Source organism: Helicobacter labacensis, assembly GCF_003660285.1.
Classification (GTDB): domain Bacteria; phylum Campylobacterota; class Campylobacteria; order Campylobacterales; family Helicobacteraceae; genus Helicobacter; species Helicobacter labacensis.
Window position 1 is genome coordinate 50545 of the sequence record NZ_QXQQ01000005.1, and the last position, 16108, is coordinate 66652.

Annotated in this window: 18 protein-coding genes and 1 tRNA gene; 7 read left to right on the forward strand and 12 right to left on the reverse strand. The window is 48.4% G+C overall.

Annotated features, from left to right (window positions below):
* Window positions 1-7: 7 nt before the first annotated feature.
* The gene (locus EAO33_RS02910; protein WP_120944860.1) at window positions 8-652 is read right to left on the reverse strand and encodes a class II glutamine amidotransferase domain-containing protein; all 645 of its coding nucleotides are present in this window, start codon (window positions 650-652) and stop codon (window positions 8-10) included.
* Between the two features lie 34 nt (window positions 653-686).
* Window positions 687-1964 carry an isocitrate dehydrogenase (NADP(+)) gene (gene icd, locus EAO33_RS02915; protein WP_120944815.1) on the reverse strand — a complete coding sequence of 426 codons (1278 nt, stop codon included), beginning with the start codon at window positions 1962-1964 and terminating at the stop codon, window positions 687-689.
* A gap of 88 nt (window positions 1965-2052) precedes the next feature.
* Between icd and EAO33_RS02920 the strand changes: the two genes are divergently transcribed.
* From EAO33_RS02920 to lpxE, 4 genes are read left to right on the forward strand one after another with little or no spacing between them, the layout of a single operon-like run.
* Window positions 2053-3216, forward strand: coding sequence for a YcjF family protein (locus EAO33_RS02920; protein ID WP_120944817.1), 1164 nt, complete (start codon window positions 2053-2055; stop codon window positions 3214-3216).
* A gap of 57 nt (window positions 3217-3273) precedes the next feature.
* Complete coding sequence (locus EAO33_RS02925) at window positions 3274-4554, forward strand: citrate synthase (RefSeq protein ID WP_120944819.1); 1281 nt, start codon at window positions 3274-3276, stop codon at window positions 4552-4554.
* Between the two features lie 30 nt (window positions 4555-4584).
* The gene (locus tag EAO33_RS02930) at window positions 4585-6114 is read left to right on the forward strand and encodes a sulfatase-like hydrolase/transferase (RefSeq protein ID WP_120944821.1); all 1530 of its coding nucleotides are present in this window, start codon (window positions 4585-4587) and stop codon (window positions 6112-6114) included.
* Complete coding sequence (gene lpxE, locus EAO33_RS02935; RefSeq protein WP_120944823.1) at window positions 6111-6674, forward strand: lipid A 1-phosphatase LpxE; 564 nt, start codon at window positions 6111-6113, stop codon at window positions 6672-6674. The genes EAO33_RS02930 and lpxE overlap by 4 nt, the downstream gene beginning before the upstream one ends.
* Here lpxE and EAO33_RS02940 read toward each other — a convergent pair.
* The 5 genes from EAO33_RS02940 to EAO33_RS02955 are packed head-to-tail and all read right to left on the reverse strand — an operon-like array spanning window position 6664 to window position 10337.
* On the reverse strand, window positions 6664-7605 hold the full coding sequence (locus EAO33_RS02940) for a lipid A biosynthesis lauroyl acyltransferase (protein WP_120944825.1): 942 nt from the start codon (window positions 7603-7605) through the stop codon (window positions 6664-6666). The two genes, lpxE and EAO33_RS02940, sit on opposite strands and share 11 nt — an antisense overlap.
* Complete coding sequence (locus EAO33_RS09400; protein WP_235853014.1) at window positions 7602-8237, reverse strand: glycosyltransferase family 9 protein; 636 nt, start codon at window positions 8235-8237, stop codon at window positions 7602-7604. Before EAO33_RS09400 ends, EAO33_RS02940 begins: the two co-directional genes overlap by 4 nt.
* Before the next feature lie 23 nt (window positions 8238-8260).
* Window positions 8261-8623 carry a glycosyltransferase family protein gene (locus tag EAO33_RS09405; protein WP_235853015.1) on the reverse strand — a complete coding sequence of 121 codons (363 nt, stop codon included), beginning with the start codon at window positions 8621-8623 and terminating at the stop codon, window positions 8261-8263.
* A complete protein-coding gene (locus EAO33_RS02950; RefSeq protein ID WP_120944827.1) occupies window positions 8620-10083 on the reverse strand; it encodes a Ppx/GppA phosphatase family protein in 1464 nt (487 codons plus the stop codon). The genes EAO33_RS09405 and EAO33_RS02950 overlap by 4 nt, the downstream gene beginning before the upstream one ends.
* On the reverse strand, window positions 10083-10337 hold the full coding sequence (locus tag EAO33_RS02955; protein WP_120944829.1) for a YfhL family 4Fe-4S dicluster ferredoxin: 255 nt from the start codon (window positions 10335-10337) through the stop codon (window positions 10083-10085). Before EAO33_RS02955 ends, EAO33_RS02950 begins: the two co-directional genes overlap by 1 nt.
* A 120-nt stretch (window positions 10338-10457) precedes the next feature.
* On the opposite strand from EAO33_RS02955, the gene EAO33_RS02960 reads away from it, so the two are divergent.
* Both EAO33_RS02960 and EAO33_RS02965 read left to right on the forward strand, forming a co-directional pair.
* Window positions 10458-10532, forward strand: a tRNA-Asn gene (locus EAO33_RS02960).
* A gap of 152 nt (window positions 10533-10684) precedes the next feature.
* A complete protein-coding gene (locus tag EAO33_RS02965; protein ID WP_120944831.1) occupies window positions 10685-11272 on the forward strand; it encodes an outer membrane protein in 588 nt (195 codons plus the stop codon).
* A gap of 169 nt (window positions 11273-11441) precedes the next feature.
* On the opposite strand, the gene EAO33_RS02970 is transcribed toward EAO33_RS02965, so the two are convergent.
* From EAO33_RS02970 to EAO33_RS02990, 5 genes are all read right to left on the reverse strand, one after another.
* Window positions 11442-11675 carry a hypothetical protein gene (locus EAO33_RS02970; RefSeq protein WP_120944833.1) on the reverse strand — a complete coding sequence of 78 codons (234 nt, stop codon included), beginning with the start codon at window positions 11673-11675 and terminating at the stop codon, window positions 11442-11444.
* A 228-nt stretch (window positions 11676-11903) separates the two neighbouring features.
* A complete protein-coding gene (gene tal / locus EAO33_RS02975; protein WP_120944835.1) occupies window positions 11904-12863 on the reverse strand; it encodes a transaldolase in 960 nt (319 codons plus the stop codon).
* A 1-nt stretch (window position 12864) separates the two neighbouring features.
* A complete protein-coding gene (locus EAO33_RS02980) occupies window positions 12865-14196 on the reverse strand; it encodes a UDP-N-acetylmuramoyl-L-alanyl-D-glutamate--2,6-diaminopimelate ligase (protein ID WP_120944837.1) in 1332 nt (443 codons plus the stop codon).
* The gene (locus tag EAO33_RS02985; RefSeq protein ID WP_120944839.1) at window positions 14183-14809 is read right to left on the reverse strand and encodes a histidine kinase; all 627 of its coding nucleotides are present in this window, start codon (window positions 14807-14809) and stop codon (window positions 14183-14185) included. The genes EAO33_RS02980 and EAO33_RS02985 overlap by 14 nt, the downstream gene beginning before the upstream one ends.
* A gap of 8 nt (window positions 14810-14817) precedes the next feature.
* On the reverse strand, window positions 14818-15087 hold the full coding sequence (locus EAO33_RS02990) for a NifU family protein (RefSeq protein ID WP_120944841.1): 270 nt from the start codon (window positions 15085-15087) through the stop codon (window positions 14818-14820).
* Window positions 15088-15176: 89 nt separating this feature from the next.
* On the opposite strand from EAO33_RS02990, the gene rsmA reads away from it, so the two are divergent.
* The gene (gene rsmA / locus EAO33_RS02995) at window positions 15177-16064 is read left to right on the forward strand and encodes a 16S rRNA (adenine(1518)-N(6)/adenine(1519)-N(6))-dimethyltransferase RsmA (RefSeq protein WP_120944843.1); all 888 of its coding nucleotides are present in this window, start codon (window positions 15177-15179) and stop codon (window positions 16062-16064) included.
* Window positions 16065-16108: the final 44 nt, after the last annotated feature.

Here is a 16108-nt window from a genome sequence, read left to right on the forward strand (position 1 = left end):
CCTGCTTTTATCTGTCTTGACAATACCCCTTATTTTGGCAACGATCTAGCAAGTTTTCTATGATATTGCGATCCATTGCATTCATAAAAATTTGTTTGCCATCTCTTTTTTGGCGATAAATGGGATCCATAGGGTAATCTTCCTTTGTGTCAAGTTGCCCATTAATGGCTTTTAGGAGGTAGCGACCTCCATGTGGCTTAAAACTCAAAGTGCTTCTATAGGTGGATATACTGCGCTCACATTCATAGTTATCCTCTCTGATATGCAAGAGAAAGGCATCCTTTTTAAACTCCATGTTGATTTCAGATAGGGGAGACTCTGGATTTAACAACAAGCAAGAGCCATCATACCACTTAGCTCCCCTGCTAAATCCAAAACACATAAAACTTAAGCTCGGATCATCGTCTGTGCTATACTCCGGTCTATAACCACGCACCACAGCCCCGCAATAAGTGATCCCACCCACCACGGCTTTATTATTCTCAAGCACATATTGCACATGCTCTGCATCACCCTTAAGTTTGCCCGCAAAATTGCTTGCTTGGTTAAGCACATAGTCCGAGTGGTAATGTGGATTGGGATCACAACTCACCCCCCACGCCACATTAGCTAGAAAGCACAAAAGCCCTAAAAATAATGTGATTTGTCCCATTTGCCACCCCAACCCCCCCTATTTACTTTAATTTCTACAAATGCGCAACGATCACTTCTCCAAACTCTGAGCTAGACACCTCGCTAGCCCCCTCCATCAAGCGCGCAAAATCGTAAGTTACTTTTTTGCTCTCAATCGCCTTTTGCATGCCCACCACAACCAAATCCGCTGCTTCTACCCAGCCCATGTGGCGCAACATCATCTCCGCGCTGAGGATAATAGAGCCCGGATTGACCTTATTTTGCCCTGCGTATTTGGGGGCTGTGCCATGCGTGGCTTCAAAGAGCGCGACACTATCATTCATATTTGCCCCCGGAGCAATCCCAATCCCCCCCACCATTGCGGCTAGCGCGTCTGAGATATAGTCCCCATTGAGATTCATCGTGGCAATCACATCGTATTCAGCCGGGCGCAACAAGATTTGTTGCAAGAAGGCATCGGCGATCATATCTTTAATGACGATCTCTTTGCCTGTTTTGGGGTTTTTAAGGGTGCACCATGGACCCCCATCTAGCAGTTTTGCCCCAAATTCCCTTTGGGCTAAAGCATAGCCCCACTTCATAAACGCCCCCTCGGTGTATTTCATAATATTGCCCTTATGCACAAAGGTAAGGCTAGCGCGATCGTTGTCAATGGTGTATTCAAGTGCCTTGCGCACAAGCCTTTCAGTCCCCTCTAGGCTAATGGGCTTGATCCCCACACTGCTAGTATTGGGGAAGCGAATTTTTGTCACCTTGAGCTCGTCTTGTAAAAACTTGATGAGCTTTTTAGCCTCTTGGCTATCTTGGTTAAATTCGATCCCAGCATAGATGTCCTCGCTATTTTCACGAAAGATCACCATATCCACTTTTTCAGGGTGTTTCACCGGGCTAGGGCTTGAATACCAACGCACGGGGCGCAAGCACACATAGAGATCCATTTTTTGGCGCAGGGCGACATTGAGCGATCTAAAGCCCTCGCCTACGGGGGTGGTTAGAGGTCCCTTGATAGAAACCTTAAAATGGTTGATTGCCTCAATCGTATCGGGTAACAACCATTGTTCTTCTAGGCTTAATCCCGGTGTGTCTTTGAATTTGTTGTAGCATTTTTCGCCCACAAAGACTTCATACCACGCGATTTTTTTGGCACCTTTATAGGCTTTTTGCACAGCCGCATCGACCACCTTGCGCATCACAGGGGTAATATCCACCCCGATCCCATCGCCCTCAATGAAGGGAATAATGGGATTGCTTGGGACATGCAATTTGCCATTTTCATAGCTGATGGCTTGCCCCTCTTTGGGGGGGGTTAAATACTTGGGGTTGTAAGACATGAACTACTCCTATTAAATTAAGATAGGGAATTTTAGCATAAGGGGTTTAAAATTTTTAGTTAAGCTATGAGAAAGATGAAGGAGAATTATGGCGCAATCTGAAATCGTTTTGGACTTGGAGGATTTGATGTCTAAGGGTTTTAAAAAAGCCCAAGCGATCATGGCTAAAGCCCCAGTTACGCATTACAATCTCAATGTGTTAGTGGCTGGGGGCACGGGAGTGGGGAAAAGCACGCTTATTAACGCGGTCTTTGGGGAGCAAGTCGCCCCCACAGGGCAGGGCGAGCCAGTAACCCAAGAGATCCAACGCTATATTAAAGAGGATTTGAGTATTTATGACACTAAGGGGCTTGAGATGAAAGACTTTGAGCGCACCAAAGCCCAGATTCAAGATTTCTTAGACACCAAGAGGGGAGCGGTGCTTGAGGAGCAAATCCACATCGCTTGGCTGTGTATTCAAGAATCAGGACGGCGCGTGCAAGAGGGGGAGCTAGAACTTCATAGCATGCTTAAAACTTGTGCGATCCCTACTATCGTGGTGATCACCAAAGCCCAACAAGATAAGGACGATAAGGGCGAAAAATTTTCTGAGATCGTGCGTGCCAAATTTCAAGTAGATGAGGCGCATTTTGAGCGTGTCAGGGCTCTAGAGATTGAAGATGATGAAGGAGATATTAAAAAGATTAGGGGGATTAAAGAACTCATTGACAAATCACGCGATCTATTAGATGAGGCGCAAAAACTCGCCCTAGAGAGAAAACAACAATACGATTTGCAGATGCAGGCTCAAGCTAAAGAGGCGTTGCGCCAAAGACGCCAAGAGGAAGCCCACAACGCTATTTTGGGCTACACCAGCGCAGCAGCAGCCATTGGGGCGACTCCTATCCCTTTTTCGGACTTTGCCCTGCTCTTACCCACCCAAATTGCGATGATCATTCATATCAGCAAGATTTATGATCTAGAGGTTTCTGAGGAAAATGCCAAAACTTTAGTGGGCACTTTTGCTAGCGTGCTAGGCACGGGTTTAGTGGCGCGTGCGTGTGCGGGGAGCTTGTTAAAATTGATCCCGGGGGTGGGCAGTTTGGCAGGGGGAGCGATCAACGCCACCTTAGCAGGCTCAGTAACCGGATTAATGGGTAAGGCTTATGTCGCCTATTTAGACGATAATTTTGAAGACCTGAATCGAGCCCTCAAAACCTTGTGCGCTGAGGTGTTTCAAAAATACCTAGAGATCACTAAGGGACTCAAATAGAACCTTGCTTTAATCTTTGGGCGGGTATAATCTAAAACGCACTGATGAAAGGAACACATGTCTATTACACTCATTGATCATACCACCCAACAACGCTATGAATTTGAAACCATCCAAGCCACGCGTGGGGCTGATGGTATAGATTTTTCCAAACTCTACGAACGCACGGGGTTTCTCTCCTATGATCCGGGTTATGCCTCCACTGCCGGGTGCAAATCTACAATTAGTTATATTGACGGACAAAAGGGGGAGCTTTACTACAAAGGTTACCCCCTAGAGGAATTAGTCGCCAAATACCGCTATAGCGATGTGTGTAAGCTTTTGCTGACAGATTCGCTTCCCAAAGATGCCGATGAATCTTTAGAGTTTGAGTTAGAGTTGCGCCATAGGAGTTTTATCCACGAAACTTTGCGCAATATGTTCCACGCTTTCCCCACCAACGCCCACCCAATGGCAAAGCTCAGTAGCGGGGTTTCTATTCTGTCTACTTTCTACTCCGATCATGGGGCTATGAAGAATGAAGAGGACTACCAGACGATGGCTAGGCGCATTGTGGCTAAAATGCCTACCTTAGCCGCTATTTGCTACCGCAATGAGATTGGCGCGCCCTTGATTTACCCTGATATGGCTAGGAGTTACATTGAAAATATCTTGTTTATGTTGCGCGCCTACCCGCATGGTCGACTTAAGCACAGTTTGCACGGTCAAGTGGAAATCACCCCCCTAGAAGTAGAAGCCTTTGATAAGATTTTGACCTTGCATGCCGATCATGGGCAAAACGCCTCAGCCACCACCGTGCGCAATGTCGCTTCTACAGGTGTGCACCCTTATGCAGCCATTAGCGCGGGGATTAGCGCGCTATGGGGGCATTTGCATGGGGGGGCGAATGAAAAAGTTTTGATTCAGCTAGAAGAAATTGGGGATGTGAAAAATGTAGACAAATACATCGCCCGCGTGAAAGATAAAAACGACCCTTTTAAACTCATGGGCTTTGGGCATCGCGTCTATAAGAGTTACGATCCGCGCGCGCGTATTCTTAAAAAGCTCAAGGACGATTTGCAAGCAAAGGGCATTAAGATGGACCCCCATCTAGATGAGATCGCCGCCAAAGTAGAGGAGGTGGCGCTCAAAGATGAATATTTTGTGGCGCGCAATCTCTACCCCAATGTAGATTTTTACTCCGGCACGATTTTGCGCGCCTTGAAGATCCCCGTGCGTTTCTTCACTCCGGTATTTGTCATCGGGCGCACGGTGGGCTGGTGCGCGCAACTCTTAGAACATGTGAAAAACACCCAAGCTAGGATCGCACGCCCACGACAGGTTTATGTGGGCAAATAGGGGATTGTTATATGGGGTTGATCTTAGAGCTTGACACGCTTTAGCATCAAACCCTTGCCTCTTTGGGGGGTGTTATTACTCTATAGTCTTGTCTCTTTGCTTGTCTTCCATGCCCCCTTGTGGCGCTATATTCTAGAGCATGAGGGGGGGTGGGGGCTTGTGTGGAGTGTGGCTTTAGCCTATGTTTGCACTACGAACATGTTGCTGGTGTTGCTCTCTTTGTTGGGGAGTTTTTGCATGCAAGCTGTGATGGCGTTGTTGACTTTGGGCAATGCCATCGCTTTTTATTACATTGACACTTACCATGTATTTTTGACTAAGAGCATGATGGGCAATGTCTTGCACACTAACACTAGCGAAATGAGCGCGCTCATCGGGGGGCATTTGTGGCTTTTTGTGGTGCTAGGGCTTATTTTAGCTGGGCTATTTTTCATCTTGCCTGTGGCTAAGACTAGGAGGCGGGCTAAACTGGGCATTTTTTTAGGTTCTGCCTTAGTGTTTTTGCTTTGGAGTTTCACCCACACCAAGCAATGGTTATTTATAGATCACCACGCTAGATACATTGGCGGGCTAGCCCTGCCCTATAGCTACAGCGTAAACGCCTTTAGGGTGTTGTTAGCCTCATGGCATCAAAGCCCCCCCAAAGCATTTAACAATCTCTTTTTTAAAGCCCATAATACGGTCGTGGTGTTAGCCATTGGGGAGAGTGCTAGGCGGGCTAATTATGGCATTTATGGTTATGCTAGGGCTACCACACCCAAATTACAAGCCCGTTTAAACAAGCAAGAAATTTTAGCCCTCAAGGCTACTTCTTGTGCCACCTATACCACTGCCGCTCTTTCTTGCATGCTCACTTGCAAACAGGGTTATGAAAATCTCCCCTCTTTCTTGCACAGACAGGGCATAAAAGTGGTGTGGCTTAGTCTTAATGACGGGCAACCTCCCATGCGTGTAGATTGGCATCCTAGCGAGTATACATGGCAGCATTGGTTGCAAGCTAAGGGGGTAAATCAGCTTGGTTTTGACATGGCTTTAGCGCATGCCCTGCCCTTTGTGGTGCAACAATACGCTAAGGACAATCTCTTAGTGATCCTGCACCTCAAGGGTTCACACGGACCCCTATATGTGGACAAAGTGCCCCAAGATTTTGCCCCCTTTAAGCCCCTTTGCACCCATAGCGAGCCTAGTGCCTGCAGTGTGGAGAGTTTGGTGAATGCCTATGATAACACCATTGTCTATAACGACATGGTGCTAGATAATATCATTGACACATTGCAACACACCCAAAACCCCGCGCTATTGCTCTACATGAGCGACCATGGCGAGAGTTTGGGCGAACATGGGCTATATTTGCATGGCACACCCTATTTGATCGCCCCAGATGTGCAAAAGCAAGTCCCCTTCATTGTCTATGCTAACCCGGCATTCAAAGCTACCCACCGCTTCAAACCCCTCTTGCAAAACTACGATCAACGCGTGATCTTTTCTAGCATTCTGGGGGCGTTTGGGGTGGTAGGGACTAGTAATGCCTACAACCCCCACTGGGATATTTTCCAATGAAAACTTTCAAAGCCCTTTATGCGCAAAGTTTCCCTAGATGTCTCCCCCTTAAGACTCTTATGCTTTTCATCGCGCTTTTCTTAGTCGGGGCGATCACCCCCTTTCCTAAGATCGCCAAACAACCCCAAGTCCCTTTAGTGTTTAACGCTACTGAACATTATGCCCGTTTTGTGCCCACCATCGCCTCTGTTGCCCTACCCTTGATCAAGCGCGATCCTATCGGTTTGATCCAAATTATCCATGTGAGTATCGCCACAACCATCGCCACGCACGCGCTCAAATGGGGGCTAAATAATGTGGTGCTTTTTGGTAGGCGTTTGGGTGAGCGCCCCAATGGGAGCAACAAGAACATGCCCAGCGGGCACTCTTCTATGATCGCCTGTGCTTTGGGCTTTTTGGTGCGCCGTTATGGCTGGGTGTGGCTGATCTTCTTGCCCCTAGCCTTTTTGACAATGGGCGCGCGTATCTATTATAACGCGCACACTATGGGCGCGCTCATCGCCGGGTTTAGTGTGGGCATGCTGTGCGCGCTGTGTTTGGCTAGCCATCTTAAGACTTAGGCTTGTGGTAAATTTCTGGGTGCGTGCTTTTAAAACGCCGATGAAACCATAGCCAGCTTTCCGGGTGGGCTTTGATGATCTCTTCGCTCAAGCTAGCCTGCTCTTGGGTGGCTTGTAAAATATCGCTTTGCGCGTCCTTAGTGTTTTGGGCGCGAATGGGGGGGTAGTAGGTGGCAGTGTAGTGGCTATAATCCTCATTGAAGTCCACGATCACGGGCAAAATGGCGATGTTATAGCGGCGCGATAAAATGGAGGCGATCGTGGTGTGTGTAGCCCTGTGCCCCAAAAACTCCACCTCAACTCCCTCTTTGGGCGAGATATTTTGATCCACCAAAATCCCCACTAGCCCCTTGCCCCGGTTGTAAATTTTCAAGAGTTCTTTAAACGCCCCCATTTTGTCAATAAAGCGCACCCCAAAGGCTTCGCGCCTTTTGATGAGCATGGCGTTTACAGGGGCGAATTTAGTGAGTCGCCCCAAAGACCCCCTTTCTTGATCGCTGTGGTATTGGGCTAAAGAAGTCCCAATGGCTTCCCAATACCCAAAGTGCATCCCCATTACTACCGCTTGCCCATCTTTTTCCAACACTTCTAGCACATGGTGGCGATCCACCAATGTAAAACACGCATCATACTCTGCTTTAGGCAGAAACACCACCCGCATACTCTCTAGCACGATGAAAGCCAAATTGTCATACCCGCGCCTGATGATCGCCTCTTTGCGCGCGCGATCCATCTCTGGGAAGACAAAATCCAAATTCGCCCGTGCGTCCCAATAGCGCCGCCGATCCAATTTAGACATCACAAAGCCCAACGCGCGCACACATGCCACAAAACCCCCATGGGGCATTTTAGCCAAGCCCCACCCTAGCGCGTTAGCACTCCACTCTAACAATTTGGCACAAAACACCCCCCACTCTCTACGCACACTCATTTAGCCTCTTTTAACACTTGCAAAATGGCTTGCGCCACTTGTTTAGGGGGGATTTTTTGGATAGAAAAATCCTCTTTGGAATAATTAGCCCCCACACCGCCCCCTAAAGCGGCATGGGCGCGCCCCTCTAGGGCAAAACGCCTCTTGGGGGTATTGCCATACAGGGTTACAGAGGGCACTTTAAGCGCCCAAGCTAAATGCACGATCCCCGTATCCCCCCCCACGACCACGCTCACAAGCGAGATCAAACGCTTCACTTCTGCTAAATCCAGGGAGGGCAATAAGATGGCGGGCACATAAGCTAGGAGTTGCTCATAGAGTTCTGTAGCGCGATCCAAATGCGCATGCCACAAGAGCGCGATAGCTACCCCGCTGTGTTGGAGCAACGCCCCCACCTGCGCGAAACTCTGCCATGGATACATCTTATTGGGCATGGAAGCTTCTAGCACAAAGAGGACATGGGGGCGTGTGGGAGGCAAGAGCACCTCTAACTTAGGACAAGCAGGCAGATAAAAGGCGCGTTGGCGCGATTCTAGCACCCCCTCCAAGGCACATGGGCTAAGTATATTAAACCCACGCTCTAGCACGGCTTGGTTGCGCTTGAGAATATGCGCGCTGTAGGGTATGGACACCTTGTGGGTGTAAAATAGGCTAGCTAGGCGTCTCTAATAGAGAAGAGATCAAAGCCCACAAAAGCTTTTTTAGACAAAAACGCCCCAAATAGGGCGGATTTTAACAAACCCTGCATGTCAATGAGGACATCAAAGCTTGGCACAGAGTCTTGCAAATCGCGATAGAAACGCCAAATTTTAACCGGATTTTTGGAGCGCAAAATCTGTTTGTAGGGGATAATATGGAGGGTGTCGATGCAGGGGGAGTGCTCTAAAATGGGGGAAAATAGGGTATCTACAAACCAATGGATTTGGGCTTGGGGGTAGTGCTCTTTGAGAAAGGGCAAAAAGACCGCGCTTACAATGATGTCCCCCATAGCCGAAAAGCGGATAATAGCGACATTCATAAAAATTCAATGTCCAAGGCGATCGGGGTGTTCAACTTGGGGATCATCTCTTGGCATAAATAGAGTTCTTTGGCACTTTTAATAAGGAGGGTTTTACCTTTGAGGGTGTAGACAATGTCTTTAGGCACGCGTGTGGTGCAGAGCGCTTCGGCTAGCCCTAAAATGAAACTTAGCCATTGCAAGGTGAGGATAGGGGGCATGATCGTGCTAATGTGGGCGATATTGCTGTCTTTGGGGATTTTTTTCTGGCTAAATTGCACCAGCAAGCAGATAATAGCGCGATCTTGGTGGGAAAACCCATAGCTCAACGCGTTGAGAGCCAAATACGCCGCGTGCTTGTGCGCGCCATAGAAATTGAGCACCTTGCCAATTCCAGAGAGTTGTCCGGCGATTTTGAGGTGGTAGAGATATTCTGTAGAGATACGATGCAAGGGGGATAGCACCTCAAAGAGTTTAACGCACACCCGCTTGACTTCTTGGCTGTGCTGGGCGTGGGGCAAAAAGCGATCCAATAAGGAGAGAATAGAGGGGTTGATCCCCTTAGGGAAGCTGTGTTTGTGGTTTCTTAGCATGTCGCTCAAAAACACCCCCTCACGCACCCCCACCCCGCTTGCTACAATTTTCTGCGGGTTAAGGCGTTTTAACAACGCCCAAAGAATCAACGCCCCACCCCGGATACTATCTTGGCGATCAGCGCTCACACCCAACACCTCTAGGCGCGCTTGCGAGCTTTGTGCGATGTCGTAGATGAAATCTATATGATCTCCTACCCCCATCTCATAGCCATGCACCACCTCAATGGGATAGTTATTGCGTTGTATGGCTAGCTTGGCAATGGCGCGAATCGTCCCTCCCACCCCAAAGACTTGCACGCTTTGGTAATGCGCGGGGATTTTGACCAATTCTTTGGCGATGAAATCTAGCGCGCTTTGCAAGGGGGCATCTTTGTCAAAAAAGAGTTCTTTAAGGCGGATTGTGCCCAAGTCTAAAGAGAGCAAATCGGCGATCTTGCCCTCTTTAATCAGGGCGCATTCCGTGCTCCCCCCCCCAATATCAATGGTGATGCCCTCCCTATGGTGTAATAAATTCGCGCACGCCACGCCCCCATAAAAGGCTTCTTTGATCCCATCAATGACGCGCACGCGCAACCCGCATTCTTTGCGCACTAGCGCGACAAATTCTTGGGCGTTGGGCGCATCGCGCACCGCGCTTGTAGCCACGCAGAGCAATTTCTTACTCTTGTATTTTTGCGCGATCTCTTTAAATTCACTAAGCGCTTTGATCGCGCGCTTGATAGGGGCTTTTTGCAAAATGCCTCCGTGCTCGTAAGTCCCTTGAGAAATGCGCACCTTGGATTTGAGTTCGTAAAGCAAATAAAACCCAAACTGGCTTGTTTTTTTGAAGATCGCCATGCGCATGGAATTAGAACCTATGTCAATGACGGCGGTAATTTTTGCCATTAGCGATCATAGCCTTGCAGGATCTGGTATTTATCTTGGAGCTCTTCTGGGCTTTCGGTGTTATTGGGGTCTAGCACAATGGCATCCACAGGGCACACACTCACACAGCTAGGCTCATCGCTATAGCCCACACATTCGGTGCAACGATCGGGATCGATGCTATAGATGGGATCGTTTTCATCAATGGCTTCTGTAGGGCACTCTTCACGGCATGCATCACAGGCAATACACTCTTGGCTGACTAAAAGAGACACGCTAATTTTCCTTTATTTGAGATGTAAGGGGTTCATCATAGCAAAGCAAACTTAAAAACAAGACCACAAAAACAACTTGACAAAGTTTGTAAAATTTGTGTATAATGATTTCTTTCTTATTCCAGATTAGCTCAGCGGTAGAGTAGGCGGCTGTTAACCGCTTGGTCGTAGGTTCGAATCCTACATCTGGAGCCAGTTTCACATTTGCTTATTTTTTGTTTTTTTGTGGCGCGGTTTACTTCAATAATGCGCTTTTAGCCGATCTAGGGTTGTGCGGATTGGTAAGCGTTGGGGTGGAACACTCTTAGCTTACCTATTCGTATAAAAAAATGCAGCGAGGAGTTTTTATGGCCTTTGGGATTAAAGCAAAAAGTTTAGCACTCTCGGCACTAATGGCGATGGGTGTTGCGCAGGTGGCACAAGCAGAGAAGAATGGGTTTTTCATCGGACTAGGCTACCAACAAGGTAAGGGCGGGCAGGGAGGCTATAAATCCGCCCTCACAAGTGGTTTCCCCCTTTATGGTATGGATGTGGAATTAGGGGGCGTGGGCTTTGTTAACAAATGGTTTGGCGGGCAGGTTTATGGCTTCTTTGATTGGAACAATAGCCATATCATGGGACCCACTGCTCGCGACAAGTGGAATGTCTACACCTATGGCGGGGCGGCAGACGCGATCGTGAATGTGATCGCCACCGATCCCTTCGCCTTTGGTTTGGTAGGGGGTATTCAGTTGGCGGGTAACACTTGGAATTTTAATACTTTCCAGCACACCGCCTTCCAATTCCTCTTTAATGTGGGCGGTCGAATCCGCATTATGGAGCACTCTGCGATCCAAGCTGGAATCAAGTTCCCCATGATCCCTCAAAAACTCGCTCCCGGGTTCACAGATATGAGACGCTATGTGTGGTATGTCAACTATGTCCACACCTTCTAGGTAAGACTTGAAAGGGGTTTAAAGCCCCTACCACTTCCAACCCCCGCCTAGTTTCACCGCTAGGTAGTTGGGGGGTTTTGACCCCCATTGAAAGCACTAACTTATAGCCCTGATCGCACAGAACTATCCAAATGATCCCCTGCCTGCCATCTAGCTATTTTGCCCAGCATTAAAGTTTTATTAGAAGTGAGATCAAATCCCAAGCTAAGCTCAACCATTTCCAGTGATAACCCAAGCCCATGCGCGCTTGCGGGTTAACACGCAGATCATAGCCATCGCCATAACGGATTTTGGGTGCGTTGGGGTATTTGCCCACAAAGCCCACGCTAAAGCCCTTGATTTGGTTGTAACGCGGATCTAAGAGCGCGCTAGCCCCTGCAAAGCCACTTGCAAAAATCCCCACCCCAGCAGTGCCAATACCCCCCTGATCTTAGTTTTAAGGTGGATCTGCACCACTAAGCCGTTTGTTGGTGTTGTATTGGGCTTGGTGTGGGTGTGTAACCAATAGGCTGTCTTGGGCGTTTTGGTTATTCTCCTCTAGCTCGGTCGTGGTGTTATAGGTCTTGATGGAGGAGCTTATCGCTAAGATTGATGATCAACCTCCTCTGTGTGGAGGGCATTCATCAAGGCATTAGGCAAGGCTTTGGAGCAGTGCTTCAAACGCCCCTTGAAAAGCTTTAAGCCCCTGATCTAAAAGAGGGGAGTTTTTTAAATTTAGCCCTAAGTCTTGCAGAATGGTTTTAGTGTGTTTGGAGGGAGTGAAGGGGGTGCTGGGGTGTTTATGATAGGCTTCAAGCGCATCTAGGGGGGCGGTGATCACGCTGTGCTCTAGTTTGAGGGCTTGTAGGTAGTAGTCTTTGGGCAGATTGGGGTCTTTAACCCCTGTGCTGGCAAAGAGAGGATAAACATTATCGTAACTGCAAGCGCGCACCCACTCACGACATTTTAGGGCGTTAATAATACCCATTTGGTTGCGTAGATAGGCTTGTGTGCCTGCAGAAAGTCTTGACTCTTGCTGTAATAGCTGGTTTACTAAAGTGTCCACCCGCGAGACGAAAATACTCACCACGCCCATAGGCGCACTTTTAAGCGCGCTGACGCAACGATGAGCCTGATCGGGCTCAAAAACCAAGGTCGCGTTCAAGGGCATGTCTTTACTTTTGGCTAAATGCTCCATCACCTCTAAGCCTACCTGTGTAGCTGGAATTTTGATCATCACATTGGGCATGTTAATGCGATCAAACAAGGCGCGTGCCTCTGCTACACTTGCCCCCACATCCTCGGCTAAAAAAGGGTCGATCTCTAAACTAATGTAGCCTGTGGCTTTATTTTGTTCCCAAAGAGGCAATAAAAGCTGGGCGCACCTCTTAATGTCCGTGATCACCAAATGTTCGTAAATGTCCTTAACCCCCATTTTTGCGCCCTTGAGTTTGGCGATCTGCTCTGTATACGCCCCAGATTTGATCGCTTGGGCAAAAAGAGTAGGGTTAGAAGTCGCTCCTGCGATCTGTCCTTGATCTAAGAGTGTGCGGAACTCTCCCTCTAAAAAATCCCTTTCAATAAAATCGCACCACAGGTAAAAATCTTGCATGTTAATCCTTGTTGAAAAATTGGCGCACGATGGTGCGATCATCAAAGGGCAAATGCGCATCCCCTATAATCTGCACGCATTCATCTCCCTTACCCAAAATGAGCAACACCTCATCGCTTTGTAGCTCGCCTAGGGCTAATTCGATGGCTTTTTTGCGATCGGGTTGCACCACCACGCGCGCGCGCAATTCTGGGGCGACCCCTTTTAGAATATCCTCAATAATAGCTAGAGGCTCCTCAGTGCGTGGATTATCTGAGGTGATGTAAGTTTTAAGCGCGTAGTTACTAGCCACCTGCCCCATCAGCGCTCGTTTGCTTTTGTCTCTATCTCCTCCTGCGCCAAAGACTACCTTAATCTTTTGCGCCTTAAAGCTGTTGAAAATCTGCACAAATCCATCGGCGGTATGGGCAAAATCCACCACCACTAAAGGATTTTGGTGTACCACCTCCATACGCCCCTCCACCCCGGGAAAATCAGAGAGTAGGGGGCAAAGACTCTCTAGGGGCTTTTGAGTAAGCATGCGCACGCACAGCAATGCCCCCAAGAGGTTATAAAGATTGTGCAAGCCCATAAGAGGCGCATGCACGATCCCCATTTCTACAGCACTACTAGGGTTGCGCCGTGCTCTAGGATCGGGGCGAAATTCTACATGCGCGCTCAAATTAGGTTGCAAACTATAAGCGTTCACGCTCAAATGGCTCTTACGCTCGCAGGCATAGCCATAAGCATTAGCAGGGTTAAAGCGCACATGCGGGTCGTCTAAATTGACAATTTTTAAGCCTGTATCGCTTAAAAACTGGTTTTTGATCGCGCGGTAAGTCTCTATATCGCCATGATAATCCAAGTGATCGCTGGTGATATTGGTATGCACCTTAGTGTTAAACTTTAAACCTAAAATGCGCTCTTGGGCGATCGCATGCGAGCTCACCTCCATTATAAAATAGTGCGCCCCCTCTGCGCTAGCGCGCTCAATATCGCTGTAAAGTTCTAACAAGCTGGGCGTGGTGAGCCCCTTAGGCTTAACTTGGGCATTGTGGATAAAAAACCCCCTTGTGCCCAGCAAAGCGCAAGAATGCCCCAAAGCGTGGAGCGCATGGGTGATGAGCGCGGCGGTGGTGGTCTTGCCATTAGTGCCAGTGATGCCAATGAGGGGGATTTTCACATTAAAATAACGCCCCAATTCTTGCGCCTCTAAATGGGGCGTATTGGGGGGAATAAAGCGCGCATTAGTGGGGGTTTTAACTAGCAAAACCCCGGGTTGTATCTCTCGCGTGTCATCGCTTAGGGCTTTATAGGTTTGATGATTAAAATCCACGCGCTTAGGAACAACCATGCTTGCCCTCTCTTTGTGCCTTTTCTAAACGCAACGCCTTTTGCAACAACGCCATCACACGCGGGTCATACCAAAGCAATTCGCGCATGTTTTCAATGTAAGCGATGGACATGTCATAAAATTGGTGATCGACCAAGTTTTCTAAAAACTCGTAAAAGTCCTCTTTGCGCTCAAAGATGACCTTAGTGCTAAACATCAAATTCTCAAAGACTTCTTTAAAATCCTTGCCCGCGCACATCGCCTTGAAATCGGCGTATAAAATCCCATCCAAGCTCTCTGCCTTGAGTTGGTTTTCATGCCCAAAGGCTTGCGCCATCTTGCTCAAACTCTCATCAAAGGAGTTAATGAGCTCTAAAATCTGCCCCTGAATGCTGGCTTTGTAGCGCCGGGGCTGGGAGTGTAAGAGGTTTTGGTAAAGCTCATAAAAACTATGCGCCTCTTTGGGGAAGTCTAGGGCGATGTCGCTGAGTAGCAAGCCAATTTTGGCATGCGCGTCCAGGGGATCTAAAAAGAGGGCTTGGGAGCACAAAAACAAGGCTCTAAAATACTGCTTTTGTAAAAAGGCTTTATAGCCCTGCGCGAGCAGGGATCGCTTTTTAGGGTCGTTATTCAAGGGTTACCTTAAGAGAAAAGTTCTTGATACTGCTCTTTGGACACATGCACCACCTGCATATCCGGGTGAATCTCCTCTTGCAAACAGCGTTCAATCCCAAATTTGAGCGTGTTAGAGCTAGCCGCACAGCCCTTACACGCCCCCACTAAGGACACATACACCTTAGCGTCCTTGATCCCAAGTAAGACCACATCGCCCCCATCTCTTAAAAGCATTGGGCGCACTTTTTCTAAGGCTTTTTCTACAGGTTTTTGCAATTCTTGATCGCTAAAGATCATGGTTACTCCTTAAAGACTTTGCATTATAGCCATTTTCCACGCGTTTAAGCTAGCCCATGCTAGAATAAATCGCAAATGTAAGGTTAATTATGGCGTTGCTAGGGCAACATTTTTTGCACGATGCCTATTATTTAGATCAGATCTTACAATCCATCCCCTACGAGCACTTTAGCAATGAGGTGCAGATGGTAGAGATAGGGGTTGGCTTGGGAGATCTCAGTGCTAGGCTTTTAGATAGGCTGGGCTCTAAGACTTTGATCGCCTATGAGGTGGATAAGGCGTTAGCCATAGGGCTAAAAAATAGGCTCACTCCTGCATCTTGGGGGCGTTTGGCGTTGGTGGTGGGCGATGTGATGGAACGCAAAGGGGTTGAAAATGGCACATACGATGTCTTGGCACACACAGGGCTTAGATTGCCCCGTATGGGCTTTTTGTGCGACAAACCCTATTTCTTGGTTTCTAACTTGCCCTATTACATCGCTACACCCATCATCGCCCACGCGCTCAAAGATAGCCTTTGTGTGGGAATGGTTGTGATGACCCAATTAGAAGTGGGTTTGAAATTTTGCGCCCATGTGGGGAGCGGGGATTATGGCGCGCTCAGTGTGCTAGCCGGGCTCACATGCGCTAGGCGCGCGCTGTGTTTTGAAGTGCCCAAGGAGGCGTTTAATCCGCCCCCCAAAGTGCGCTCCAGCGTGATCGCCTTGATCAAACACCCCTTGCAATCCAGCCCCCCCTCTTTAGATGTTGCAGACTTAGAAAAGTTGCTCAGATGCGCTTTTAAAGCCAACCGCAAGACCCTTAGCAATAATCTCAAGGGGGTTTGTGCGCCCAGCTGGCTACAAGAGTTTCTAACTCAGCACGCCCTCAAGCCCCAAGCGCGCCCGCATGAATTGAGCCCCACAGCCTACCTAGACCTAGCGTGCGATCTTGCCCAACAATCTAATTTAGGAGAATACTATGGATCAACCCATTGACGATCAAAACCAACCCACCCCCCCCACCAACACCCCCCCCCCAA